The sequence below is a fragment of the Thalassoglobus sp. genome (assembly GCF_048270125.1).
Lineage (GTDB): Bacteria > Planctomycetota > Planctomycetia > Planctomycetales > Planctomycetaceae > Thalassoglobus.
Genome location: NZ_JBLWTN010000003.1, coordinates 201,130 through 224,690 on the forward strand (window position 1 = coordinate 201,130; position 23,561 = coordinate 224,690).

At 50.9% G+C, this 23,561-nt stretch carries 19 protein-coding genes; 6 read left to right on the forward strand and 13 right to left on the reverse strand.

The window, feature by feature from the left end; genetic code table 11:
* Positions 1 to 9: 9 nt before the first annotated feature.
* On the reverse strand, positions 10 to 2,031 hold the full coding sequence (gene ftsH, locus ACN0YR_RS05195; protein WP_417848133.1) for an ATP-dependent zinc metalloprotease FtsH: 2,022 nt from the start codon (positions 2,029 to 2,031) through the stop codon (positions 10 to 12).
* A 254-nt stretch (positions 2,032 to 2,285) separates the two neighbouring features.
* On the opposite strand from ftsH, the gene ACN0YR_RS05200 reads away from it, so the two are divergent.
* From ACN0YR_RS05200 to ACN0YR_RS05210, 3 genes are all read left to right on the forward strand, one after another.
* Complete coding sequence (locus tag ACN0YR_RS05200) at positions 2,286 to 3,149, forward strand: hypothetical protein (RefSeq protein ID WP_417848134.1); 864 nt, start codon at positions 2,286 to 2,288, stop codon at positions 3,147 to 3,149.
* 109 nt (positions 3,150 to 3,258) lie between these two features.
* Complete coding sequence (locus ACN0YR_RS05205; RefSeq protein WP_417848135.1) at positions 3,259 to 3,735, forward strand: hypothetical protein; 477 nt, start codon at positions 3,259 to 3,261, stop codon at positions 3,733 to 3,735.
* Between the two features lie 142 nt (positions 3,736 to 3,877).
* Entirely contained in the window at positions 3,878 to 5,098 is a 1,221-nt protein-coding gene (locus ACN0YR_RS05210) for a hypothetical protein (protein WP_417848136.1), read from the forward strand.
* 361 nt (positions 5,099 to 5,459) lie between these two features.
* Here ACN0YR_RS05210 and ACN0YR_RS05215 read toward each other — a convergent pair whose 3' ends face one another.
* Complete coding sequence (locus ACN0YR_RS05215) at positions 5,460 to 6,857, reverse strand: sigma-54-dependent transcriptional regulator (RefSeq protein ID WP_417848137.1); 1,398 nt, start codon at positions 6,855 to 6,857, stop codon at positions 5,460 to 5,462.
* 499 nt (positions 6,858 to 7,356) lie between these two features.
* Positions 7,357 to 9,195, reverse strand: coding sequence for a sulfurtransferase (locus ACN0YR_RS05220; RefSeq protein WP_417848138.1), 1,839 nt, complete (start codon positions 9,193 to 9,195; stop codon positions 7,357 to 7,359).
* Between the two features lie 314 nt (positions 9,196 to 9,509).
* On the opposite strand from ACN0YR_RS05220, the gene ACN0YR_RS05225 reads away from it, so the two are divergent.
* Positions 9,510 to 10,112, forward strand: a complete 603-nt coding sequence (locus ACN0YR_RS05225; RefSeq protein WP_417848139.1) for a nitroreductase family protein — start codon at positions 9,510 to 9,512, stop codon at positions 10,110 to 10,112.
* Between the two features lie 40 nt (positions 10,113 to 10,152).
* Here ACN0YR_RS05225 and ACN0YR_RS05230 read toward each other — a convergent pair whose 3' ends face one another.
* From ACN0YR_RS05230 to ACN0YR_RS05240, 3 genes are all read right to left on the reverse strand, one after another.
* Complete coding sequence (locus tag ACN0YR_RS05230; protein WP_417848140.1) at positions 10,153 to 10,350, reverse strand: hypothetical protein; 198 nt, start codon at positions 10,348 to 10,350, stop codon at positions 10,153 to 10,155.
* 358 nt (positions 10,351 to 10,708) lie between these two features.
* Positions 10,709 to 12,046, reverse strand: coding sequence for a Gfo/Idh/MocA family oxidoreductase (locus tag ACN0YR_RS05235; RefSeq protein ID WP_417848141.1), 1,338 nt, complete (start codon positions 12,044 to 12,046; stop codon positions 10,709 to 10,711).
* Positions 12,047 to 12,446: 400 nt separating this feature from the next.
* Positions 12,447 to 13,994 (reverse strand): UxaA family hydrolase, encoded by a 1,548-nt coding sequence (locus ACN0YR_RS05240; protein ID WP_417848142.1) that lies wholly within the window; start codon positions 13,992 to 13,994, stop codon positions 12,447 to 12,449.
* 473 nt (positions 13,995 to 14,467) lie between these two features.
* Here ACN0YR_RS05240 and ACN0YR_RS05245 point away from each other — a divergent pair, with 473 nt between their 5' ends.
* Together ACN0YR_RS05245 and ACN0YR_RS05250 are read left to right on the forward strand one after the other, a co-directional pair.
* Positions 14,468 to 14,833 (forward strand): hypothetical protein, encoded by a 366-nt coding sequence (locus ACN0YR_RS05245; protein ID WP_417848143.1) that lies wholly within the window; start codon positions 14,468 to 14,470, stop codon positions 14,831 to 14,833.
* Positions 14,830 to 15,636, forward strand: coding sequence for a 5'-methylthioadenosine nucleosidase (locus tag ACN0YR_RS05250; protein WP_417848144.1), 807 nt, complete (start codon positions 14,830 to 14,832; stop codon positions 15,634 to 15,636). The genes ACN0YR_RS05245 and ACN0YR_RS05250 overlap by 4 nt, the downstream gene beginning before the upstream one ends.
* A gap of 7 nt (positions 15,637 to 15,643) precedes the next feature.
* Here ACN0YR_RS05250 and ACN0YR_RS05255 read toward each other — a convergent pair whose 3' ends face one another.
* The 7 genes from ACN0YR_RS05255 to gatB all read right to left on the reverse strand — a co-directional run bounded on the left by ACN0YR_RS05255 (position 15,644) and on the right by gatB (position 23,434).
* Positions 15,644 to 16,564, reverse strand: coding sequence for a carbohydrate kinase family protein (locus tag ACN0YR_RS05255; RefSeq protein ID WP_417848145.1), 921 nt, complete (start codon positions 16,562 to 16,564; stop codon positions 15,644 to 15,646).
* A complete protein-coding gene (trkA, locus tag ACN0YR_RS05260; RefSeq protein WP_417848146.1) occupies positions 16,561 to 17,907 on the reverse strand; it encodes a Trk system potassium transporter TrkA in 1,347 nt (448 codons plus the stop codon). The genes ACN0YR_RS05255 and trkA overlap by 4 nt, the downstream gene beginning before the upstream one ends.
* A gap of 80 nt (positions 17,908 to 17,987) precedes the next feature.
* Complete coding sequence (locus ACN0YR_RS05265) at positions 17,988 to 18,701, reverse strand: DUF3467 domain-containing protein (RefSeq protein WP_417848147.1); 714 nt, start codon at positions 18,699 to 18,701, stop codon at positions 17,988 to 17,990.
* Positions 18,702 to 18,881: 180 nt separating this feature from the next.
* Positions 18,882 to 19,229, reverse strand: a complete 348-nt coding sequence (locus tag ACN0YR_RS05270; RefSeq protein ID WP_417848148.1) for a DUF3467 domain-containing protein — start codon at positions 19,227 to 19,229, stop codon at positions 18,882 to 18,884.
* Between the two features lie 68 nt (positions 19,230 to 19,297).
* Positions 19,298 to 20,497 carry a Gfo/Idh/MocA family protein gene (locus tag ACN0YR_RS05275; RefSeq protein WP_417848149.1) on the reverse strand — a complete coding sequence of 400 codons (1,200 nt, stop codon included), beginning with the start codon at positions 20,495 to 20,497 and terminating at the stop codon, positions 19,298 to 19,300.
* A gap of 167 nt (positions 20,498 to 20,664) precedes the next feature.
* Positions 20,665 to 21,669: a galactose-1-phosphate uridylyltransferase gene (galT, locus tag ACN0YR_RS05280; protein WP_417848150.1), complete on the reverse strand. Its 1,005-nt coding sequence runs from the start codon at positions 21,667 to 21,669 to the stop codon at positions 20,665 to 20,667.
* Positions 21,670 to 21,937: 268 nt separating this feature from the next.
* The gene (gatB, locus tag ACN0YR_RS05285; RefSeq protein WP_417848151.1) at positions 21,938 to 23,434 is read right to left on the reverse strand and encodes an Asp-tRNA(Asn)/Glu-tRNA(Gln) amidotransferase subunit GatB; all 1,497 of its coding nucleotides are present in this window, start codon (positions 23,432 to 23,434) and stop codon (positions 21,938 to 21,940) included.
* Between the last annotated feature and the right edge of the window lie 127 nt (positions 23,435 to 23,561).

A 23,561-nucleotide genomic window follows, 5' to 3' on the forward strand; every position in this document is an offset into this window, starting at 1 on the left:
GATCGACCTTTAGCTTTCCGAAGAGTCGCTTTGCTGTTCCCCATTCATTTCGGGCTCGTTCTCACCATCGATGCCTCTTCGTGGTCCCAGGATTTCGACCAGATGTTCGCGAGAAACAACTTCGTTTTCCATGAGAGCCGCAACCAGTTTTTCGAGGGTTTCGCGATTCTCGGACAGCGTCTTCATCGCCAGATCCTGAGCTTCAAGCATCACTGTTCGCATTTCCTGATCAATGAGAAAAGCGGTCTGTTCGCTGTACTTGCGTTGCTCGTGCATTTCCTTGCCGAGGAACGGATGCTCGTCACTGTCACGGTAGGCGACAGGGCCGATTTTCTCGCTCATTCCCCAGGCACTGACCATGCGGCGAGCGATCTGTGACGAGCGTTTCAAGTCGTCTTCAGCTCCGGCAGAGTATTCGTCAAAGATTAATTTTTCAGCGGTGCGACCACCGAGCATCATCGCCAGTTGCTGTCGCAATCGCGTTTCGCCCATGTGGAAACGTTCTTCCTCGGGAACAAACTGAGTCACTCCCAAAGCGCGTCCGCGAGGAACGATTGTCACTTTGTGAACAGGATCAACTTCGGGAAGCATCCAGCCCAGTATCGCGTGCCCCGCTTCATGGTATGCGGTCATGCGACGTTCTTTTTCATTCATGATATCTTCCCGTGGGACACCCATCATGATCTTGTCACGGGCTGAGTCGAAGTCTTCCATCTCGACTTCATTCTTTCCATCACGGGCAGCGTGCAAAGCTGCTTCATTTACGATGTTTTTAAGTTCCGCACCAGAAAAACCGATCGTCCCGTTCGCAATTTCTTCGAGATTGACTGTCTCCGCCAACTTCACCTTGCGGACATGCACTTTCAGGATTCCAAGCCGACCTTCACGACTCGGCCGATCGATTGCGACATGTCGGTCAAATCGTCCCGGACGAAGCAGGGCAGGGTCGAGAACATCGGGACGGTTTGTTGCAGCGACCACAATCACTGCGGCATTCGATTCGAACCCGTCCATTTCACTCAAAATCTGGTTGAGAGTCTGCTCACGTTCATCGTGACCTCCACCAACTCCGGCACCTCGCACACGTCCGACGGCATCAATTTCGTCGATAAACAAAATACAGGGAGCGTTCTCTTTCGCTGTCCGGAACATATCCCGAACACGACTTGCCCCCACGCCGACGAACATCTGAATGAATTCTGAACCGTTAATGCTGAAAAACGGAACGCCCGCTTCACCGGCGACAGCACGTGCAACGAGTGTCTTTCCGGTTCCCGGAGGCCCCATCAACAGAACACCTTTCGGGATTTCAGCACCGAGTCGCTGAAACTTTGAAGGCTCTTTTAAGAACTCCACAATCTCTTGCAATTCTGTCTTGGCATGGTCCATGCCTGCGACATCATCAAAAGTTGTTTGGCTGTCACTCGGCTGGAATCTCTTGGCTTGGCTCTTGACGAAATTCCCAAACATTCCGCCCGATCCCATCGGATCAGAAGAGCGTCGCATTGCAAAGAAGAGAAACGCCATCAGCAAGATGAATGGCAGTAAGTAGATCATCGACTGCAAAACCAGGATCGACATATCTTCATTTGCCGAACCGTATTTGACATCCTTCGCCTCCATGCGGCGCAGAAGATTTTCGTTCTCTTGAGCAGGGACATTTGTCACGAAGAGGTCCGTTAACTCAGGAGCTTTCTTTTCTTTCTCTCCCTCTTTTAGATCTTCATTCAGATCTTTGACAATGCTGTTGAGTTCGTTTTGAGCCGTCTCAACATTCTTCCACTGACCAAGAAGTTGCAGCCCTTTGATGGAAGCGAATTTGACATTTCCCTCTTCCATCTGACTGAGAAAGAAGGAGTACTCCACTTCTGTTCGATTGGCGTTGCTGATCGCCTGCCAGCCCCACATGACCAGAATGAAGAACAGCATAATCAGCAGATAATATGGAAGGCTGCCTCGACCCCGCGCAGCAGTTTTCTCCTGGTTTTCACTTCCGCCAGTTGATTCGTTCCGTTCAGGAGAATCCGTCATAAGTCAACTCTGATCCATTGTGTCGAATGAACATCGGTGGGAACACATTTTCATCCCCAAACGTCGGGCAACCCTACACGACAAAGCCCGTTCTGGCAATTGCGTAGAACCAATTGATCCTAGTCTATTCAGCGATTTCTTCTGCTAAAAGTGACAGAATTTTACCGATCTCGTCTAGCTTTACGAGTCGGAATCCGCGCAACCACTCCGAATGGGAATGAAACCTTTCATTTCTCACACTTTGGCAAGGTACGATGGATTCAACCACTCTCACTGAACGCTGCCAGGACTGGAATCAGAATCTTTCGATTGATGAAAGCCAGCGACTCGTCAAAAATGTCGCTCTCACTGGTGAACAGTCAAAAAACGGCTACACGTACTCAGAATCTTCGCTCAAGTCGGCCGTCCCGCTCTACGACGCAAAACCTGTCTTTCTCGACCATGCCAGGGATCGAACCCGGCCACATGATCGCAGCACTCGCGATCTGGTCGGTTCTATCACCAATCCGCGTTACGATCAGGGACGTATTCGAGGAGATATTCATGTTCTCGAAACCGATTCCGGGAAAACGTTTCTCAAACTTCTGGAAATGGACACTCCTGGGATCGGCATGTCACACGTCGTCAAAGCAAAACGCTCGCTTGATGGGACAGTCGTCGATGAAATTGTTGATGTCATTTCCGTCGATGCGGTCGTCAATCCAGCGACGACCAAGACCTTCAGCGAATCAACATCAGCCGACAATGTGACAGCCGAGGAAAACACGCCTCTGCTTAATTTTGAGCAGCAAATCGAAACGCTCATCTCTGAGCAAAAACGATTGCAAATTCAAAACAGCGAACTTTCGTCACTGGTCCAGAAGCTGCAAACCAAGCAACAAGTCAATGATCTCCTTGCAGAATCGAGACTCCCCGATGGAGCTGTGACGAACTTTTTTATCTCTCAGCTTGAAGCCACAAGCGACAGAAAACTCCAGGAGCAGATGATTCAGGACCGCCTGAGTCTCCTCACTCCCGAGATCAAACAGCCCTCGCTCGTCATGAGTCGGGAGAGGTCTTCTCTCTTCGAATCTGCCAGCGAAGACGACCGCTTCATTCAGGCAATTCGAAAAAAGTGACCGGTTCAATCTGCCCGAAGACTCATTAGCGTTCATCGCTGATGGTGCCGAGTCGCAATGACCTGAGTCCTCTCAAATTCTCACTCACCTTTAGCTAAAGAGTACAAGCATGAACAGACTTCGCTTTCGTTCTGGACAAGTTCAGTTAAGGAAAATTCGCGTCGATGCCAACACCATTATCGAAGCGGGGGATCTCCTCTGGCTTGACGGGACATTCGCACGTCCCGCTTCCGATTTGGTTTGGGACACCGATCTCGCCACGACGCAGGCAGGCTTTGCTGAAAAATTTCTCGGGATCGCTCACCAGGCTTCCGGGCCAGGTGATTCACTTCCCATTTCTGTCGACATCAGCTCTGACAGCGTTTACGAACTCGATTGCAGTCCCGGCAATTATGAACTCGGCCAACCGATCGGGCCTGACGAAAATTCTTCCAGCTTAATGAACCAGCAAATCGAAGCCGCGCCTGCCGGAAGTGCGATCGCTCGTTCCGCAGAGTTTACAAACGGGACCGTCGCATCGATCCGCGTCACACTCTGTTCTGCCTTCTGTACTTCGAGTTCCAACGTTCATGCTGGCCTTGGTTAACAAGTTGCGCTGCTCAACCAAAACAAAGCCCATGACATGGATTCATTCGCTTTCAATTGGCGGACTCTCTTTCTCTCAGAATTTGAAACCCAAATTTTGAATCCCATTCAGAAGACACCACTCTAGAAACGTTGAGGTCTCAATGTACGGAACACCTGTTAAAACTCTGATTGAATCCCATGGAGCCGCTGGCTTCTATCACAAAGTCGTTGAGTTACTCAATGAAAAGAAGCTCACCCCTGATGACTTCTCTTACCGCGAACTCGCTGACGCTTGCGGGGTTCTGTCACAACTTCGCTCTCTTCAGGAATCAAGCCGGTCGCTCGACCTTGCTCTTGAATCTCCTGGCGCACTCACGCACTTATTGCAAGAATCGAACCCCGGAGTCAGCAGCCATCTCTTCCAGGTAGTCACCGGAGAATTGATTGGCCGCAAAGTGATCGAAGGCTACGCAGACGATTCCGGATTCATTGGCGACCATCTCGTTACTGTGATTCCAAGCAACTTGCGAAACACTCGCATCGCCGGTTTCCGCGCACTCGCAGGGCCAACTGAAGTTGCAGAGGGACACAACTACGAAGAGTCCACTTTTGAAGAAAAGTTTGTGACCTCGCAGGAGTCCAAACAAGGCCGGATTCTCAGCATCAACGAAGAATTGATCGCCTTTGATCAAACAGGGGAGATCAACCGCCGTGCGATGGCGCTCGGTTATTATCTCCGTCAAGAACGTGAACGGACCATTGTCCGCGCGGTCACCGATGCCGACGCCGCTGTCGGGAAATTCGTCTATCGTCCATCAGGAACCGGTCAGGCATTGTACGCTGGCGATGGATCGAACAGAAACTTTGTGGGAGCCACAAATACGACATCCTCCGGATTTTCAGACGCTGTTCCATTGGTCGACTGGACTGATGTCGAAGAGATTCTCAGTTATCGAGCCACCGAGGTCAAAGATGACCGCATTGATGGCGACCAGCGACCGATTATCGTCCCGGCGAAACAGTTACTCGTTCCCGAAGCACTCCGCGGAACGGCTCGCAGCATTGTGAATTCGACTGAGGTTAACGTCACCACCGTCGATGGTGAAACTCGACATGCCAACCCAGTTCACAACATGCTGGAGGTACTTAGCTCACCCTTTATTGACGAGCAGGGAGGGAGTGCCAAACAAGATTGGTATCTCGGTGACTTTAAACGCCAGTTCATCTGGACAGAAATTTGGCCTGTTCAGACATTCTTGCAACGATCTGAAAGTTCATCAGCGTTCGAGCGAGATGTTGTACTGCGTATCAAGGCACGTTACTACGGCGGCATGAGTGCCGTCGATACAGCCTTTGTCACGAAGGTCGACGGAGCAAACTAAGTCCGATTCGCTCGCACGGGTCAACTCGCTCTCCGCCATCCCGGGTGTCACTTTTGATTTGCTAATTCTCTCTTAGCGATCAGTCGCCTGAAGCCTTCTCTCCCTGCTTCAAGCTTTGTGTTCGATGTGACATCGCACACAGTGGCACTCGGGATTTCTTTTAGTGCATACTCTGAAAGTGCATTTTGAAGACGTATTCGCCTTCACGATCGTGGCGGACATGAAGGCATGAAGTGTTGAGAGCAGTTTGCTCTACCGTGTGCCTGTGAAGAACGCATTTCTCTAGAAGCAGTCTCAGAATCTATGGAATTGCGACCTTTCTCTGTACCAGAGAAGTGAACAGCAAGTTTTGAGACCAGTTCTAGAAGATTTGTGCGTGGTTTTCGTACGTGATGTCGTACTTCTTCATCTTCTTGTAGAGCGTCGTCCGGTTGATACCCAGTAGGCGAGCGGTATCCTGGCGGTTCCAGCCGTTCTGTTCGAGAGCATCGAGGATGATCTGTCGTTCGGGATTGGCCAGGGCGGTTTTCAAATTCGCATTCCCGGCAAGGCGATTCATTGCGCCAGGTTGTTCCACGGGGTCTCGTCGAAGTTGCTCCGGCAAGTCCATGGTTGTGATGATATCGTTTTTCGTCAAAACAATTGCGCGTTCTACAACGTTGACCAGTTCACGAACGTTTCCGGGCCAGTTGTAGCGTTGCAGTGCTTGAAGAGCTTGATCGTCAAATCCGCGAATCGACTTCCCGGTTTGAGAATTGAATTCAGCAATGTAGTGTTCAAGAAGAAGTGGAATATCGCCCAAACGCTCGCGGAGCGGAGGTTGTGTCACGGAGATGACGTTGATCCGGTAGTACAAATCCTGTCGGAATTCACCGGATGCAACACGTTCTTCGAGGCTTTCGTTTGTCGCCAGAATGAGCCGAACATCGACTTTATGAGTTTTTGTCCCGCCGACAGGCTCAAATTCTCGGTCCTGTAAGACTCGAAGTAATTTCACTTGTAAGCTTGGGGAGGCTGTCCCGACTTCGTCAAGGAAGAGGGTTCCACCATCTGCTTGCAGGAATTTCCCTTCTTTGTCACGAGAGGCTCCGGTGAAGGCGCCTTCAACATGCCCGAATAATTCACTCTCCAGCAGCGAATCCGGAAGTGCCCCGCAAGCCACTTCGACGAACGGTTTGTCTCTTCGTGAACTGAGTTGATGCACCGCCCGGGCGGTCATTGTTTTTCCTGTTCCGTTCTCTCCGAGAATCAAAACGGTCGTGCGAGTATCGGAAACGCTTTCGATCAGATCGAACATCTTCGCCATTTTATAGTCGCGACCGATGATGTTCGAGATCCCGTGTTTCTCATTCAGTTGCTGCTTCAGCTTCTTGTTCTCTTCGACAATTTTTCGTTGTCCGAGTGCACGTTGAATCGAGAAATTCAATTCATCGTCGATGACCGGTTTCGTGAGATAGTCGAACGCACCGAGCCGAATTGCTTCAACTGCGCTCTCGATAGTCCCGTAACCTGTGAGCAGGATTACGGACGTTTCAGGCTTGTTGGCAACAACCCATTCGAGAAGCTGAAACCCGTCCTGGTCGGGAAGATTCACATCACAAACAACAACGTGAAAGTTGTATTCCTTGATGCGATCCAACGCAGACCGGCAAGTCGTCGCCGTTTCTGTTCGATGGCCCAGGCTACGCAGGTAGTCCGCCATCGCCTCACAAATGTGATTGTCATCATCAACAACAAGAAGGGAGCCTTGAGTGCTCATCGAGAATCTCTCTTTTCATGGCGATGACTGGATCGCCCGACTGTGACGGATGGGACGCAGTCGATTCGTTGTAATGTTGTAATTTCATCGACAGCAAAGACAGAGGGCTGTTCTGTATCTACTGCTGCTCTACGCGGCATTCAGGGCTCGAAAGTTGATGAACGAGAACTCAGGTCAAAAGGACCGGTCAGAGAGAACTTGCGCTCAACCGACGAACCATACGTGTTCTCACAGCGCGTCGGGGAACGCACTGGAAACGTCCAGCTCTTTTGAAAACTGAACACGCCCGAGTGTTGCTTCACATCATGTGAATCTTTCCGCGTTCGACTCCTGTCGGAAGCGGAAAGAACAACAATCGGATTGCCGGGAGCAATGTTGTTTTGAGGGTACAAGAACCTACGTCACAGGTTGCATCGTGGCAACAATTTTCTCGTTTTTGTGTCGACGGAACGCCACGTCCATCGGACGAAGTTGCTCGACGTCGTGAATTGACAACAAGTTACGAGGGTTTCGACCATCCGGGAGGTTCTGCGGAGAAGGTGACTCTTTGCTGCGAATCAGGGAGTGAAAGAGTCAATTCTAAAGCATGTAAACACATTTCTTGACCAGGCTCATGTGTTTGAGACTCACCATATCGCTGTCCGGTCAAATAAAGCGGATCGCCAACAATTGGGTGACCAAGATGCCAAAGGTGAACACGAATCTGATTCGTCCGTCCTGTTTTCGGGACAACTCTCAACAAGGTTGTTCCATCATCGAAGTGCTGGACGCGTTCGAAATGTGTCTCAGCCTTGAGTCCCTCTTCATTGTCGACCACTCGACCACCACACTCACCCGCCTCGCGGCTGATGCCAGCTCGGCTAATCTGGGATTCCCAGTCGACCTCTCCCTGAACCCTCGCCAAATAAACTTTTTCGACACTCCCTTCTGAGAATTGCGGCTGCACAGCTTTGGAAACAGATCGTGTTTTGCAGAAGACAACAACACCCGTCGTGTTGGCATCGAGTCGATGTGCTGGACGCAGATGGAATGGGTGATACACCTCATTCAAAATCCATTGCAAAGTATTTCGATGGAACCGTCCACTCGGGTGAATGGGCAGGGGAGCCGGCTTGTTCACGACGACCAGTGATTCGTCTTCGTGCAAGATCGAAATTTCAGGGGAGACAGCCGGTTCTACGGTTGCCGGAACCAGATGGGCAAACTGATTCCCCGCACGGACAATATGATTCGCCGGGATGGTTTTGCCTTCTCGCTGAATTCGATTCTGGTCACATTCCAGTTGCCAATACTCTTGACTGAATTGAGGAAAGCGCCCGGTGAGAAATTCCAGCAGGGTCGATTGATCAAACTGCGCCGGCACGTTGAGAGGAAGGGCATTTTCGTAGGGAACACTTCCCGGTAACGGATTTGTTACTGCCTGCAGCTTCTCGATTCGTTGTTGCAGTCTTTTTTGTTGCTTTTGCTCAGGAGATTCATGGCAGTGAGGGCAGCTGTGAGGCGGATCATAGAGTTCGGAAAGCTGGTCCTCTTTCGTCAGTGGTGCCAAGCAGGCGTAACACTGAGTTGTTTCTGTTTCCTTGAGAGATGGGTCGAGTGCGACACGTTTATCGAAGACGAAACATTCACCAGTGTAGTGCTCGCCGCCACATTCTTCGAAATACTTCAGGATCCCTCCCTCAAGCTGATACACATCTTTGAATCCCGCCTGCTCCATAAACGGTCCCGCTTTCTCGCAGCGAATCCCACCAGTGCAGAACATCACAATGGGCCGGTCTTTCGTTTCTTCAGGGAGTTTCTCGACAGCTTTGGGGAAATCTCGGAAATGGTCGACCCCAATCGGGAGAGCGTCGTCAAATGTGCCGACCCGAACTTCGTAGTCGTTTCGGGTATCAAGAAGAATCACTTCCTTTCCAGCATCGAGCCATGCTTTCAGTTCAGCAGCTGGAAGCTTCTTTGATGTCCTCTCCCGAGGATCAACACCATCAACACCGAAGGCAATGATCTCTTCCTTGATTTTTACCAGCATTCGCTCAAACGGTTGATAATCGCTGAAGCTCTCTTTGACTGGGATCTCCGCGAGGGCCGGCTCGCTACGAATGAATGAAAGGAATTCATCAATCGCTTCGCGACTCCCGGCGAGGAACAGATTGATCCCTTCAGGAGTCAGCAGGATTGTCCCCTTCAGGACCAGGCGATTGCAGAGTTCTTTTAATTCTTCACGGCGTCGCTCCAACTGATCCAACGTCACAAACTGATACGCAGCGATATTGACAAATTGTTCGTTGCCAACTTGTGAAGTTGAGCATTCAGCTTCTGGAGAGACGTCCGGTGACACTGTAAAAATCCTGAGTTGAAATCGATTGAGACAAACTTCTCCGCAAAGTATACAAACATTTCCCGACTCACTGAATTCAAAACAGGAACTCCCTGTTTCAAGATGTGGCCAAGTGGGAATCGCCCCGAAAGAGGCATCTCGATGAAATTGAAAGTCCTTATGTGGAGGGCTTATTTGCGATCCGGCTGGCGTAGATCAGTGTTTTTCCTGAGAGAACAGCTTCTTCATGGGCACGACAACCATCGGAAATGTTCTATAATCTGTAGTCTGTTCCTCAATACTCTCGACACTTCACGCTGTGAAAGAATCGAACAATGACAAATCTTCCCAATCCGCTTGAACATCGTAAGAGCGACCACCCAATCGAAGAACTGTTTCTCAAACGTTGGTCGCCAAGGGCGATGAACGGAGAAGCCGTCGAGCTCGAATCGCTAAATCGCCTGTTCGAAGCCGCACGTTGGGCTCCCTCCACATACAACGAGCAGGAATGGCGTTTTTTGTTCGCTCGAAACCAGACAGCCAACTGGTCAACATTCTTTGATCTGTTGGGAGAGGCGAATCAAGCCTGGTGCCAAAAGGCAGGGGCCCTTGTTATTGTCTTTTCGAGAGAAAAATTTACGAAAAACGGAAAGCCGAACCCCGTACATCAATTCGATGCCGGGCTTGCAACACAAAACCTGTTGCTGCAAGCAGCAAGCATCGGCTTGGTCGCCCATCCAATGGCAGGCTTTGATCGAGGTGCTTCAACACGGGCTTTGAATGTTCCAGATGGTTTCGAGCCCCACTGCATGATCGCCATCGGTCATCCCGGAAATCCCGAGGATCTCCCTGAAAACTATCAATCCCTCGAGCAACCGTCCGGAAGAAAACCAATCGACAGCATTGCCCGCGAAGGAACGTTCACCTTCGACGAATAAATTTCACCGACACTTCGGGTCTGTGGGATTTCAGGGGCGATTACTTTTCGTACTCGACGATAATCAAGATGTCCGAGCCACTCATCCGCTCTTGCCCTCTACTTGAGTACGATTGCGGAGTGATGTTTCCGGAAATTGAAATGACGTCGATTCCGTTCTCCTGAATCCACTCATTGACTTCCGTTTCCAGAGTGGAGATCTCCATCTCGACTCCCTTGAACAGTTTCATTTGTCGCATCGCATCATTCCTCAAAATTATTGTGGCCGTTTGCTCTCTCATGTGCTCGTGAAGGGTAAATTTCATCAGCGAAATTTCTGTTGACCAAGAGACAGTACACGAACACCAATTCGAAAAAATCTTCAAAGTCCACGCAAGAGGCCGATGTTGTCAAACAACATCGGCCTCATGCTTCGTCTTTGCGTTCTGGCTGGTCGCGAGCAGTCTATGCAGTCATGAACTTGAGTTCACGCGCTAAACAAGTAATGAAATTGCTTTAGAGCGTCTTTCGAAGTGGTTTGCAGGATCTGCCTCGTGGCGAACAGCATTTTTACTGGAGAAATGCGTTCTTCACGGGCACACGGTAGAGCAAACTGCTCTAGCTCGCAAAAACGTCCGTCACACCTGGAACGGGAACTGGGTAGACTCCATCTTCATCTGGCTTCGCTGGAGGCATCAGATCCCATGACAAGTCTTCCGGGTTCGGCACAATTTGTGGTCCTTCCGTTAGAGCTTTTTCCATGGTGATTTCTTTTCCGGAATAAGTACTCATTCGACCCAGTATCGCGGTCATTGTACTCATCGCTCCGTATTCTGCCTCGCTGTACTCTTCGTCTTTGCGAATCGCAGCGAACAATCTGTCGTGTTCAACCTGATAAGGGTTGCTGGTGTCACCCTTGAATCTCTCCACATTGCCACTCTGTGCCCAAGTCAATTTGCAGTTTCGCGGATTACTGGAGAGGTCCATCAGTCCGTTGGTTCCGTGAGCATGCTCGGTCACAGAGTTCCAGCAGTTTCGGATGTGGCGACATTCGCTGAACATCACTGTTCCGTCTTCGTATGTAAACTGAACAGCGTGATGATCGAAGATTTCACCGTACTTCTTATCTGTACGAACTTCTCGTCCCCCCATCCCCACCGCGCTCACTGGATACTGCTGCATGATCCAGTTTCCGACGTCGAGGTTGTGGATGTGTTGCTCGTTGATGTGATCCCCGCACAACCAGTTGTAGTAGTACCAGTTCCGCATCTGGTACTCCATCTCAGTCTTGACTTCATCGCGAGTCTTACGCGGGTCCCAGACTCCGCCACCATTCCAATAAACCCGGAGGGCACGGACGTCACCAATTTGGCCGTCGTGGACTCTTTGAATGAATTCCTGATAACAGGCCTGGTGATGTCGTTGGAGCCCAACGCCGACTTTCAGTTTCTTCTCTTTCGCGACCTTTGCAGCTTCAAGAACTTTGCGAACTCCGGCAGCGTCGGTTGCAACCGGTTTTTCCATGAAGACATGGACACCTTTCTCAACGGCATACCCGAACATCATTGGACGAAAGCCGGGAGGAGTCGCCAGAATGACGAGGTCGATTCCGCTGTCGATCACTTTTTTGTAGGCGTCGAATCCGACGAACATGTTTTCCTGAGCAACTTGAATATGCGCGGACTCATCTTTTTTGACAGCCTTTTCAATGTTTGTCAGCGAGCGTTCCATCTGGTCCTGAAATGCATCGCCCATTGCAACGAGTTCAACGTTGCCCGGAGACTGTAACGCCTGAGAAGCTGCTCCGGTTCCTCGTCCACCACAGCCGACAAGTCCGATGCGAATCACTTCATCCCCAGCAGCATAAGCACGGTTAGCGACACTGCTGAGTAAACCAGCTCCTACGGCGGCAACCGATGTCGTTTTCATGAAGTCTCGGCGTGATGTCTCAGACATATTTTTTCCAATCGTGTTTGTGTCAACCAATATAGGATATTTCAAGATTGGGGATTTCGAAAAGTGCAGGCAACTTGCGCACACTTTTAAGATCCACAATCCAACATTGATGTGAAGCTCTATGATTGCAGAATTTCAACCGAAATACACCCATCCGCCAGATCAAGCGTGTCACCTGAGGAATTTTGCTCAACGAAAAGCGAGACGGAGAGAACAGGTGAAACAGCTCAATGCGGGCTTGAATTGATGAAAAACAGGTGGGAGGTGGATGTCGGGCTCGATCCCAGAGATTCAGCTTCTGTAGTCAATCCAATGCGTGTTTTGCCCTTAAAGGTCACTTGTATGACTTCTGGGACTGCTCGCCACGAGGCAAAACTTGAACGCCAGTTCGAAAGATACTCTAGAAGATGGGGCCTGGCGTCCAGGGACAGAATTCTTCGTCGCCGATGTTCTGAGCTTCGCTCTTCGTCTGTTCTCCGCTGGCGACAGAAATGATCTTCTCGAAAATCATTTCCCCAACCGACTCGACCGTTGCGTCACCATCAAGAATGGTCCCGGCATTCATGTCCATATCGTCAATCATGCGGTTGTACATGGGAGTGTTTGTGGCAACCTTGATTGTCGGGACAGGCTTGCAACCAAAGCAGCTTCCCCGTCCGGTCGTGAAGACTACCACGTTTGCTCCGCCAGCAATCATCCCGGTCACAGAGGGTGGGTCGTAACCGGGAGTGTCCATCACAACGAAGCCCTTCTCTCGGACCTTCTCTGCGAATTCATAGACTGCTCGAAGTGGAGAGCTTCCCCCTTTGGCGATGGCTCCCAGGGACTTTTCGAAGATCGTCGTCAGGCCACCTTTTTTGTTTCCGACGGAGGGGTTGTTGTCAATTTTTGCACCAAAGAGTTTGGCATAGTCTTCCCACCATTTGATTCGTTCGAGAAGTTTGTCTGCCACATCTTTCGTGATGGCGCGGCGAGTCAGTAAATGTTCCCCACCGTAGATTTCAGGGACTTCCGCAAGGATGGATGTCCCACCATGACCAACAAGCAGGTCACTCGCAATTCCTAACGCCGGATTCGCAGTCACTCCACTGTTGCCATCACTTCCCCCGCATTCCGTTCCAAGAATAATCTCTGAGACTGGAATCGGGACTCGCTGAACATTATTGGCGTCCGGAAGAAGTTCCTTGAGTGCCTCGACTCCTCGCCGGACAGTCTTTGCAACTCCGCCTTGATCCTGAATGTTCATGATCAATGGCTTTTTGGCGACTTCGGAACTTACGTTCAATTGAATAAGATTGTGTTCCTCTGCCAGAAAACTCGCCTGAGCCGTTTCGCAACCGAGGCCAACGATCAAATACGCAGCGATGTTGGCATGTTCCGCAAACCCAGCCAATGTACGTGCCAGCAATCGATGATCGGTTCCGCCGTACTCATAAGCACATCCTCCTTGATGCGCAAGAGCCACAACTCCATCGATGTTTGGATAATCTGCTAAAATCGATTCATCAAAGGCGTTGGCAATGTACTTGGACGATGTCGCGGAACAGTTCACCGTACTGATGATTCCGAGATAGTTTCGCGTCGCAGCCCGACCATCGGCGCGGCGAAATCCTTGAAACGTCCGTTCAGTGTTCGGTTTGGGAACTTCGTTGATTGCAGTGCAAAACTCATACGAATGTCCAAGTTCGCCGAGTCCCACGTTGTGTGTGTGAACCCATTGCCCCGGCTGAATCGGCTTTGTCGCAAATCCAATCGGTTGTCCAAACTTACGAATCGCTTCGCCCTGCGCGATCTCCCGAATCGCCATCTTGTGCCCCATGTCGATCCGCTCACTCGCAGCGATCGGTGCTCCATGAGAGTGGAACAGATCTCCTTCACGAGCAAAGCGTCTTGCGACAACGATGTTGTCGCTGGGATCCAAACATAAGAAGGGCGGTTGCTCTGTCATAAGTGTTACTTCGAAATACAGGTTCGGTGTCTATTTTCTGGGGGACTTTTGGAGATTCAATGAACAGAGGTGTCTTCACCATAAAACCGTTGAGGCACGGAGGTGATTGCCTTGAGCGTAGCTCTCTTAAACTTCCACTTTCTCTTCGCAGTTCGAACAGCCTCTGCACCTTAATGAGTGTCGGAATTCATGCCGAGAATGTCCAATGGGAACCCGATTGATTTTAAAATCCCAGGCAAGACTGTTGAAATCGTAGAGGGGGACCTTGTTTTCCTTGGGGTTATCAGGTTCTGCCAGTGTGAAAAACTCTTCGCTGCATGTTTCTATCACCCCACTCGAATGGACGGTAAAATGCTAGAACCAGTCCGAAAACCTCTGGAATAGCCGCTTGTCTCAACGTTTGAGTGAGCAATATCAGGTTTCAGGACCAGTTCTAAATCATTGCCTGAATCATTGAGTCACCGGTTTTCAAGATGTCCCTCAAATCCTGGCTGAAACACGCATTCGCTGTCGATACCGACACCGCACCTCCAACAGAGGAGGAACTGGTGCTCGTGGAACGTTTGTGTCAAGAAGTGGTTCGTCGGCACATGACCCTGCCGGCGGTCACGCTTTTGCAATCGGCTCGCCCGCTGAATTATTTGGGATCGCAACTTATGCAGTTCTTTTTACCCTTCGTCTCCGCTGTCACCAATGCAGATGAATACGCCATCATGGCAAAATTTCTGGAAAGACGAGACTCTGTCGATATCCTTTGCGACACGCTTGAACGACTGGATGGACAAGCGGAACAGCGCAAAAAAGACAACACCGCTTCAGCCAGCGAGGAGTCGGCATGACTCACATTCAAAAAGAGCAAACTGAAGAAAAACGGACAACGATCGGAATCGTCTGTGCGCTGCATCTGGAAGCGAGTCCGTTGCTGGACCGCCTGAATCCTTCTCGGAATCAATCCGGGAATGGACTCAAATACCATGACTGCGCACTGGATGAAATTCGTGTCATTGTTGTCGAAGGAGCTGTTGGATACGAACTTGCAGCTCAGGCAGCACATGCTTTGATTGATGCTGTTCAGCCGAGTTGGATTCTCTCAGCTGGGCTTTCCGGAGCCTTAATCGAAAAGATGGCGATTGGAGATCTTGTTGTAGGGAACTCGTTGATCCGCCAGAGCGGGCGCGACGAAATCGCTCAGCAACTCGGAATGCAAAGTGACCCCAAGCGGCATCTCCACGTTGGCAAACTCTGCACAGCTGATCACATCGTGAGGACACGTGAGGAGAAACGGGAACTCAATGAACGGACGCAAGCAATTGCGGTCGATATGGAATCACACGCTGTCGCCCAAGTTTGCAAAGATCGAAACACTGGCTTTATCGCAATTCGAGCCATCAGCGATGACATGAGCGAAGACCTGCCGAAAGAGGTACTCGCTATCTTCGGGCCGAAAGGAACGATTCGCAGCGGAGCGTTGGTCGGGACTCTCTTCAAACGTCCGTCGAGCGTGAAGGATCTCTGGAAAATAAGGGAAGGAGCCGTCAAGGCGGCTACGAATCTTGCGAAGTACGTTCTTGATATCCTTCCGCAATTAGCCGAATCCAAAACATCTGAGAAAACGTCTGAGAAAGACTCGAAGACCGAATGATGTTTTTTCAGGTCTCCGACGAAACCTTTGCATTCATTCGCTGAAGCACATCAACTTCGTTCGGGAGTGCCGCATCGTTTCCTGCTTGAGTACATTTCAACCCGGCGCAGGTGGCTGCGAACTTCAACACTTTCTCAGGAGGCCAGTTTTGAAGTACGCCATGTATTATCGCTCCTGAAAAACTGTCTCCCGCTCCATTCGTGTCCACGATGTTGCCGAATTTCAGTGCAGGCTGATGAAACGTTTCTCCCTGAGTGTGAAGAACCGATCCATTTTCTCCATCGGTGACTGTCACAATCTTCGGGCCGAACGTTGAGACTCTTCGACTCGCTTCCTCAAGATCAGATACGTTCAAGAAGATTTCGCAAAACCGCTTCGGGCAGTTCACAACGTCCGCGATTCGCAAGATCTCTTCGACTCCTGCCTTCGGCGAGCCTGTGTCGACACAAACGAACCCACCATTCTCTTTCATGAACCTTGCGGCGAGAAGAGCGGCTTCGGATGGCCAGCAGTCCAGGTGCAGCACATCGAACTGGCTGACAAATTCAGCGGTGAGTAGTTCTGTTATGGCTGCGCCATGAGTCCGAGAGGTGACCAATGTTCTCTGACCGGTCGATTCCTTCAGCCAGATTTGAGTGACCGATGTCGCGAAGTCTCCGCGGCATGCAGGTGAAAAAGCAATTCCCTCAGCTTTGAACCGCTCTTCTACCAGATTTCCGAATGGGTCATCTCCCCAAGCACTCAGGAAGTTCGTTGAGTGGCCAAACCGAGAGAGTTGAGCCAGTGCAATCGGGACTGGTCCACCGACTTGAAAGCGAGTCGAGATCGCTTCGTTTTTTGTGTCAGGAGCCGGGAAGTCAGAAACTGTCATCACGTGGTCAACCGTGACGGTTCCGATTCCAAGAATCTTCGGAGCGGTCGGTGTCATGACGTAACTGGTGTCGTAAACCAAGCGAGCGCAGCCTCTTCGAATCCTCTCTGGACGATGATCACGGCTGTGTCTTCGGGGCGAAGTTGGTCATCTCCTTTTGCGACTTCAACAAAGTTTTCTCGCACAATGGCAGCGATAAGGCAGTCTTTAATTTTTAATTCTTTGAGTTTGGCGTCTAAGCAGGGAGCTCCTTCTTCAACCTGAACTTCCCAGACCTCGGCGGCTCCTCCGGCGATCTCACTTTTCCGATTGATCGGGCCGGTCAGGACCATGCCAATGATTTCCGCAGCCATCACCTCACGGGGACTGACTGCGATGTCAATTCCGATTCGTTCAAGGACGTTCGCATAGTCTGGTCGGCGGACAATGCTGAGAATCCGTTTTGCTCCGAGTTCTTTTGCCTCGACTCCACAAACGATGTTGTCTTCATCGCGTCCCATGGCTGCAACGAAGACATCCGTTGAGCTCACTCTCGCTTCTTCGAGTTCGCTGCGGATTGTGGCGTCTCCCGTGAGGACTGTTGCGAATTCCAGACGAACTGAAAGGTGCTTACAGCGTTTCGGGTCTGATTCCAGAATGACGACACGATAACGTTTGCTGTCGAGAAGTTTCGCCAGGTGAAAACCGATCTCGCCGCCACCAGCAATGATGACAGACATCGTGGGTTGCGTACGTGGTTCAAACAGGCTTTTGATGTCATCAAGTGCTTCCTGCTTACCGATCAGAGTCACGCGGTCACCCGCTCGGACCGCTTGTTCTGCATTCGGAACACATGGTCCATGTTCACCGACGAGAAGACCAATTCGCACGGTGGGTGGTAATCTTAATTCCCGAATCGTTTGCCCCACCGCTTTGGAACGCTTCGCGACACTGGCTTCTAAAACCTGGACTCCACCTCGCGCGAAATTCTCAACAGCGAACAGTCCCGGAGCGCTCAATCCTTTTGCCAGTTCTAAGGCTGTTAACTTTTCGAGGCTGAGTAGTCGGTCGATTCCGAAGTGTCGCTGGTAGTCGAACGTACTGATGTCACGGTAAGCCGGATTAAAGACTCGGGCGACAGTTCGTTTCGCACCCATCACTTTGGATAAGCTTCCTCCAACCAGGTTGACTTCATCTCGACTGGTGACTGCCAGACACAAGTCGGCGTTTTGCACCCCCGCCTGAAACAGCGGGATTGCTTCGCAAGCCGATCCGAGAACCGTTTGGACATCAAGCTGCTCTTCAACTTGGTTCAGCACTTCTCGCTGCTCGTCGACAACGCAGACGTCGACATCGTGTTGAACGAGAATCTCTGCGATTGAACGTCCGACGGTTCCAGCCCCTAGTATCACTGCGTGCATAATGGATCTGATGTCTTAGGATGAAAGAAGTGACAGTCGTATTCTTAACCATTCGGAAATTTGCAGCCCCCGAATGATCTTCACGCAAATTCCTGACTCGTCCCGGGAGGAGGCTCCAATGATCGTTCGAGTGAATTCAAAAGCGGCTTGACGTGCGGGGCTGCCAGAAACACACGAGCAGAAACTGCGGATCGCGGGAAAAAATTCGTGATGAAATCGAGACAGAACTCCGTCCCGGAGTGCCGTATTAATACAGCATTCGAGTAACTTCCAGACATCATTTCGTCCGAGATCTTGAGCTCATCGTAAATGTCCTGGATGTTCGGAGGTTCTGGAGGAGGTGCCAGTTGGTTCTCCGGATGATTCGGTGCGGAAGATTCCTCAGGGCGAGATTCCGGATTTTCTTCCTCGTCCAGAGAGTACTCGCTTTCATTTGTGATCGGTCTGGGAACAGTTGGGAGCGGGCCGAAGCGGGCTTCATAGATCCGCATGTTTTCTCGCAATGCTCCGGTGAACTGTTGTGCGACTGCTCGCGGCAAGATACAGCGAGCAACGATCCGCTGTTGCTCTCCCATGCGTAGTGCGAAATCGAGGACAATTTCGAACTTCCCAGTGAGGATCATGACACCGTTGCTCAGAACGCCTTGCCCGACAGAATCGGGAACGCGAGCACTGATGTTGTTGTGCCGGACTTGCCCTTGCACCGGTTGGGATTCCCCCATGTTAGCTGCTTCATCGTCGGAATTCTCGGAGTCGTCATCAGACGGTGTGAATCCTTCCGGGTGCTCGGACAAAATTCTCTCCTGCATTGAAAACGTTGATAGAAAAGAAGGAGGACCAATGGCCCTCCTGTTTCCTGATGTCGCCAACAGAGCTGTAATCAGGCTAATCGACTTGAAGCTCCTCTTCGCGATTTCGCTGGGATTTGTTGAATCTTCGAAAACCGAGAGGTCTCCCTGAAAATGTGGGGAAGTTTATGTGGTCTCGGAAATCAGTCGCTTTCGGACATCGATTTCCAGCCGTCCGAAGGCCTGTTCATGTCGTTGTACAGTTGCAGTGAGTAACGCGGCAAGTCTCTTGGCGGTGTAATGATTCAGGATGACTCGCTGCGAGACCTGAAGTTTCTGGGTTGGAGTGCCCATAGGGTTGGGATTCACTGCGAGGTCTAAAATCACTTCTTCAGGGGTGCTCGAAACGCGACACAGGTTCGCGTAAAGTGCATCCACTCCGGTGTCATCGAGCTCAATCCGAACTTGTTGCTGCTGTTGTTCAGTGTTCGACTCTACACCTCTGGGGGTTTCTTCCTGAGTCTCGTTGGCCATGTTTCGAACGTCCTTTTCTAATGGGAAATACAACTTTACCAGGAATGGTGAAGCTCCATGAACTGACTTTACCGTCGTGCCAACGGATGTTTGAGTGGCAACCAGGCCCCGTTTTCGGCACTACTCGCAACGCACTGCTGAATGAAATACATCCCTTCGATCCCGTCGTACACATTCGGATAGATTGTGTCTCTCTTTTCAAAAGGTTCTCCGGCAGCACGTTTGATCATGTCGTCATAAGCAAAGCGATAGACATTCGCGAACGCTTCGAAGAACGCTTCTGGATGTCCGCCCGGCAAACGGCTCGACGCGGCAGCCAGTTCTGTCGTGAACGGAGCATTGGGGTTGCGAGTGTAAATGTGCCACGGTTCTCCATTTCGGCGAACCATCATCTGGTTAGGATCTTCCTGTCGCCAGGAGATCGCTCCTTTGGTTCCGTCGATTTCAATGAACAGATCATTTTCGCGACCGTGTGAAATCTGGCTTGCAGTAACTGTCGTCAACCCACCATTTTCCATGCGAATCACTGCGTGACCGTAGTCGTCCAGCTGGCGCCCTTCTTCAAAGACCTTTAAGGTGCAAGAGACTTCCTCAGGGAGTTCTCCGGTCATGTATCGCGCGAGGTTGTAAGCATGAGTTCCGATATCACCAAAGCCGCCTGCGGCTCCGGACTTTGCTGGATCAGCTCGCCAGGCTGCCTGTTTCTGATCTTCGCTTTCCAGCCGGGTTCTCAGCCAGCCTTGAATGTAGTTACTGCGGATCGCCTGGATGACTCCAAGTTCTCCGCCGAGGATCATCTCGCGTGCTTGTCGCACTAACGGATAGCCGGTGTAGTTGTGTGTGAGTGCGAAGACAGATCCCGAGGCTTCAACCAGCTTGACGAGTTCCTCAGCTTGGGCGAGGTCGAACGTCATCGGCTTATCGCAAACAACGTTGAATCCTCTTGCGAGTGCTGCTTTGGCAACTTCGAAGTGAGTATGGTTCGGAGTTGCGATGGAGATGAAGTCAACCCGTTGCCCCTCCGGGAGGGCAGCTTCGGTGTCGACCAACTCTTGATAAGAGCCGTATGCCCGGTCTGCAGGGATGTCATAAAATGGGGCGGATGCTTTTGCCCGTTCTGGGTTTGATGAAAGCGCACCGGCTACTAATTGTGCACGATTATCCAGAATTGCAGCGACATTATGCACACGACCGATAAACGAACCTTGTCCCCCACCGACGAGGGCCATGTTCAATTTTCGACCCAAAGAACCGTTAATGTGATCCATGATGTTCTTCCTTCAGACTGACTGTTCTCGATGCTTCAGGCCGTGCCCGACCATTCCACGTAGGAACGATTCCGATAATTTCACAGAATACATGTCCAGGAATCGCTTCGCAACCTGCCTCACCGGACATCCGAACTGCGGAGTCGTTCGGCGAGACACAAGGATTCCTACGTGAACGTTAATTCTGTTCCGCGTAAGAATTGGGCAGCTTCTTCCGGAGGAACCGTGTTAATATAAAACCCGCTGCCCCATTCAAAACCGGCGACGCGACTCAGGCGAGGGAACAGCTCAATATGCCAGCGAAAGTGTGGCAGGTTTGGGCTCGAGAATGGAGCTGTATGAAGCACGTAGTTGTAAGGTGGATCATCAAGGCCGAGTTCCATTTTCGTGAGAACCGACTTCATCACAGTTCCCAAATCTTCGACCACCGCTTGCGTGGCTGTCTCGAAGTGGCTGGCCTGTTGTCGCGGAACAATCCACGTTTCAAATGGAAATCGACTTGCATACGGACACATCACTACGAAGTGTTCGGTCTCCATGACGATCCGTTCACCGGTCGCCAGTTCCTGTTGAATCATGTCTGAGAAGATTGATCGTCCGCGGTACTTGTAGAACTTATCCGCGCCGTCGAGTTCTTCCTGAATCGTAATGGGCACGATCGGACTGACGATCAATTGTGAATGGGAATGGTCCAGCGACGCCCCGGCACGCGCCCCTTTGTTTTTGAAGATCAGACCATGAACAAGACGGGAGTCACGTTTCAGATCGACAAGTCGGTCGTGGTACACCCAGAAGACTTCCCGAATGTTTTCCACACTCAAACGCGACATGTTCTGTTCGCGGTGAGGACACTCTACGATCACTTCATGAGCACCAATGCCGTTCATCATGTCGTAAATGCCGACACCCCGTTTGTCGAGTTGTCCTTCGACCGTGACAGCTGGGAACTTGTTCGGGATCACGCGAACACGCCACCCCGGCTGGTTGGCTTCACCAGAGTTTCGGTACGCCATGATCTCCGGAGTCGTTGCGTCTTCATGTCCCTCCAGAAATGGATCAAAGCCCTCTGTTGAGAGTTCATCCGCATCGCTCACATTCTGGGGACGCGTCAATCGCTCGGGGGCAATGATCACCCAGCGACCCACAATCGGATCTTTACGAAGTTCCTGCATTCGATCTTCCAGAGAATGATTTACGAAGCACACACTCGACGAGTGCAGCTCGCTTCAATGTTAATAATGAATTCAGGCGGGACGAGTACATTTTACCTGAACACGCTAAACACTCTACCAATCTTAGCCCGGTGAATTCATGTGCAATGCCGGAATTGGCCGTAAACAGGAAAAACGAGAGATATCAAACGGAATTGATGTCTCTTCGACTGTTGTGGGAATGTCAGTGACCCGTACGGCAGGAAGACTTGAGCTCAAGCAGAGAGCTCTATTCCATTTCCTGCAACGTTTTGATGATCATTTCTCGCACAGTTTTGGCATCGGCCCCTTTGGCGACCCGCATCACTTTTCCAATTAACGCTCCGACTGCCTGTTGTTTCCCGGCTTTGAAATCTTCGACAGCCTTGGGGCTCTCTGCAATCGCGGCCTGGATTGCCTCATCGAGAGCACCAGTATCCGAGACGATCTCTAATCCGCGTTCCTGGATGATTTCATCAACTCGCGCCAGGTTCAGTTCGCGTTCTTCGTCGGCATCTTCAAGAAGAACTCCTAACACTTCGCGGCCGCTTTTGTTTGTGATTTTCTTATCGACGACGCGCTGAATGATGGTTCCCAAAAGGTCTGACTGAATTGGGAATTCGCTAATTTCAAACGAACGTTCTTTCATCTCCCGTAAAATATCTTGCGTGACCCAGTTGGCTGCTAGCTTTCCATCGCGACAGACTGCAACAACTTCTTCATAATAGTCCGCCAGATCTTTACCCTGATTGACGATGACATCAGCATCGTAAGCTGAGAGTCCAAGTTCGCTCTCGAAGCGACGTCGCCGAGTTGCAGGCGGTTCTGGCAAAGCTGCTTTGATCGCTTCGACTTGTTCTCTGGAAACCGTAACGGGGATCAAATCTGGATCAGGAAAGTATCGATAGTCAGAAGCTTCTTCTTTTCCACGTTGTCCAAAGGTGATATTTCGATTGGCGTCCCAGCCGCGTGTCTCTTTTGAAACTCCGGGGTCGCCGAGTTTGCGACCGGTCTCAGCGAAGATTTTCCGCTGACGCTCGGCTTCGTATTCAATTGACGCCTCGACCGCCCGAAAACTGTTGAGGTTTTTCACTTCCACAATCGGCGTGGCGACTTTCTCGTCTCCCTCGCCGTAATGCAGGTTCACATTCGCATCGCATCGCAGCGAACCTTCCTGCATGTTGCAGTCAGAAACGCCCAGAAAAGTCAGCAACAGATGGAGTTCTTCCAGATACGATTTCGCTTCCGCCGCCGAGCGAATGTCTGGTTCGCTGACAATCTCTAAAAGTGGAGTGCCTGTCCGATTTAAATCGACCTGGCTGTCGTTGCCGCGTCCCGATTCATCATGAATGTTCTTTCCGGCATCTTCTTCAAGGTGAGCACGGTTGATGCGGATCTTGCGTCGCGAGCCATCGTCGCTGGTCACTTCAAGCCAACCATCATGACTGAAGGGGAGGTCGAACTGGCTAATTTGATATCCCTTGGGGAGATCGGGATAGAAATACTGCTTGCGATCCCATTTTGTAAACGGAGCAATTTCGCAATTGATCGCTGTCGCGGTGATCAATGACAACCGAAAGGCTTCTTCATTCATGACCGGCAACGAACCGGGATGTCCGAGACAAACCGGGCATGTTTGCGTATTGGGGGCATCTGGATTGAAGCGGTTTGCACAGCCGCAAAAAATCTTTGATTTTGTTAATAGCTGAACGTGGACTTCCAGCCCAACGATGAGTGTTTCAGTCATGGCTTTCCTCATGGCAGTGAATCGCTCGGAGTGTAGTGAACTCCCGGTTTCGAGACGAGTGAGGCGGTTTCAGTAAGTCTTGATGCGTCAACTGCGCGCAGTTCGAACAGGTCAGAATGCTGCTGTC

Bases quoted from the DNA above. Each gene is read 5' to 3' on its own strand.
- ACN0YR_RS05210 (WP_417848136.1), top strand. From the start codon at position 3,878: ATGTACGGAACACCTGTTAAAACTCTGATTGAATCCCATGGAGCCGCT.
- ACN0YR_RS05240 (WP_417848142.1), bottom strand. From the start codon at position 13,994: ATGACAGAGCAACCGCCCTTCTTATGTTTGGATCCCAGCGACAACATC.
- ACN0YR_RS05245 (WP_417848143.1), top strand. From the start codon at position 14,468: ATGTCCCTCAAATCCTGGCTGAAACACGCATTCGCTGTCGATACCGAC.
- ACN0YR_RS05230 (WP_417848140.1), bottom strand. From the start codon at position 10,350: ATGCGACAAATGAAACTGTTCAAGGGAGTCGAGATGGAGATCTCCACT.
- ACN0YR_RS05205 (WP_417848135.1), top strand. From the start codon at position 3,259: ATGAACAGACTTCGCTTTCGTTCTGGACAAGTTCAGTTAAGGAAAATT.
- galT (WP_417848150.1), bottom strand. From the start codon at position 21,669: ATGCAGGAACTTCGTAAAGATCCGATTGTGGGTCGCTGGGTGATCATT.
- ACN0YR_RS05235 (WP_417848141.1), bottom strand. From the start codon at position 12,046: ATGTCTGAGACATCACGCCGAGACTTCATGAAAACGACATCGGTTGCC.
- trkA (WP_417848146.1), bottom strand. From the start codon at position 17,907: ATGCACGCAGTGATACTAGGGGCTGGAACCGTCGGACGTTCAATCGCA.
- ACN0YR_RS05250 (WP_417848144.1), top strand. From the start codon at position 14,830: ATGACTCACATTCAAAAAGAGCAAACTGAAGAAAAACGGACAACGATC.
- ACN0YR_RS05255 (WP_417848145.1), bottom strand. From the start codon at position 16,564: ATGACACCGACCGCTCCGAAGATTCTTGGAATCGGAACCGTCACGGTT.
- ACN0YR_RS05215 (WP_417848137.1), bottom strand. From the start codon at position 6,857: ATGAGCACTCAAGGCTCCCTTCTTGTTGTTGATGATGACAATCACATT.
- ACN0YR_RS05200 (WP_417848134.1), top strand. From the start codon at position 2,286: ATGGATTCAACCACTCTCACTGAACGCTGCCAGGACTGGAATCAGAAT.
- ACN0YR_RS05225 (WP_417848139.1), top strand. From the start codon at position 9,510: ATGACAAATCTTCCCAATCCGCTTGAACATCGTAAGAGCGACCACCCA.
- ftsH (WP_417848133.1), bottom strand. From the start codon at position 2,031: ATGACGGATTCTCCTGAACGGAACGAATCAACTGGCGGAAGTGAAAAC.
- ACN0YR_RS05270 (WP_417848148.1), bottom strand. From the start codon at position 19,229: ATGGCCAACGAGACTCAGGAAGAAACCCCCAGAGGTGTAGAGTCGAAC.
- gatB (WP_417848151.1), bottom strand. From the start codon at position 23,434: ATGACTGAAACACTCATCGTTGGGCTGGAAGTCCACGTTCAGCTATTA.
- ACN0YR_RS05275 (WP_417848149.1), bottom strand. From the start codon at position 20,497: ATGGATCACATTAACGGTTCTTTGGGTCGAAAATTGAACATGGCCCTC.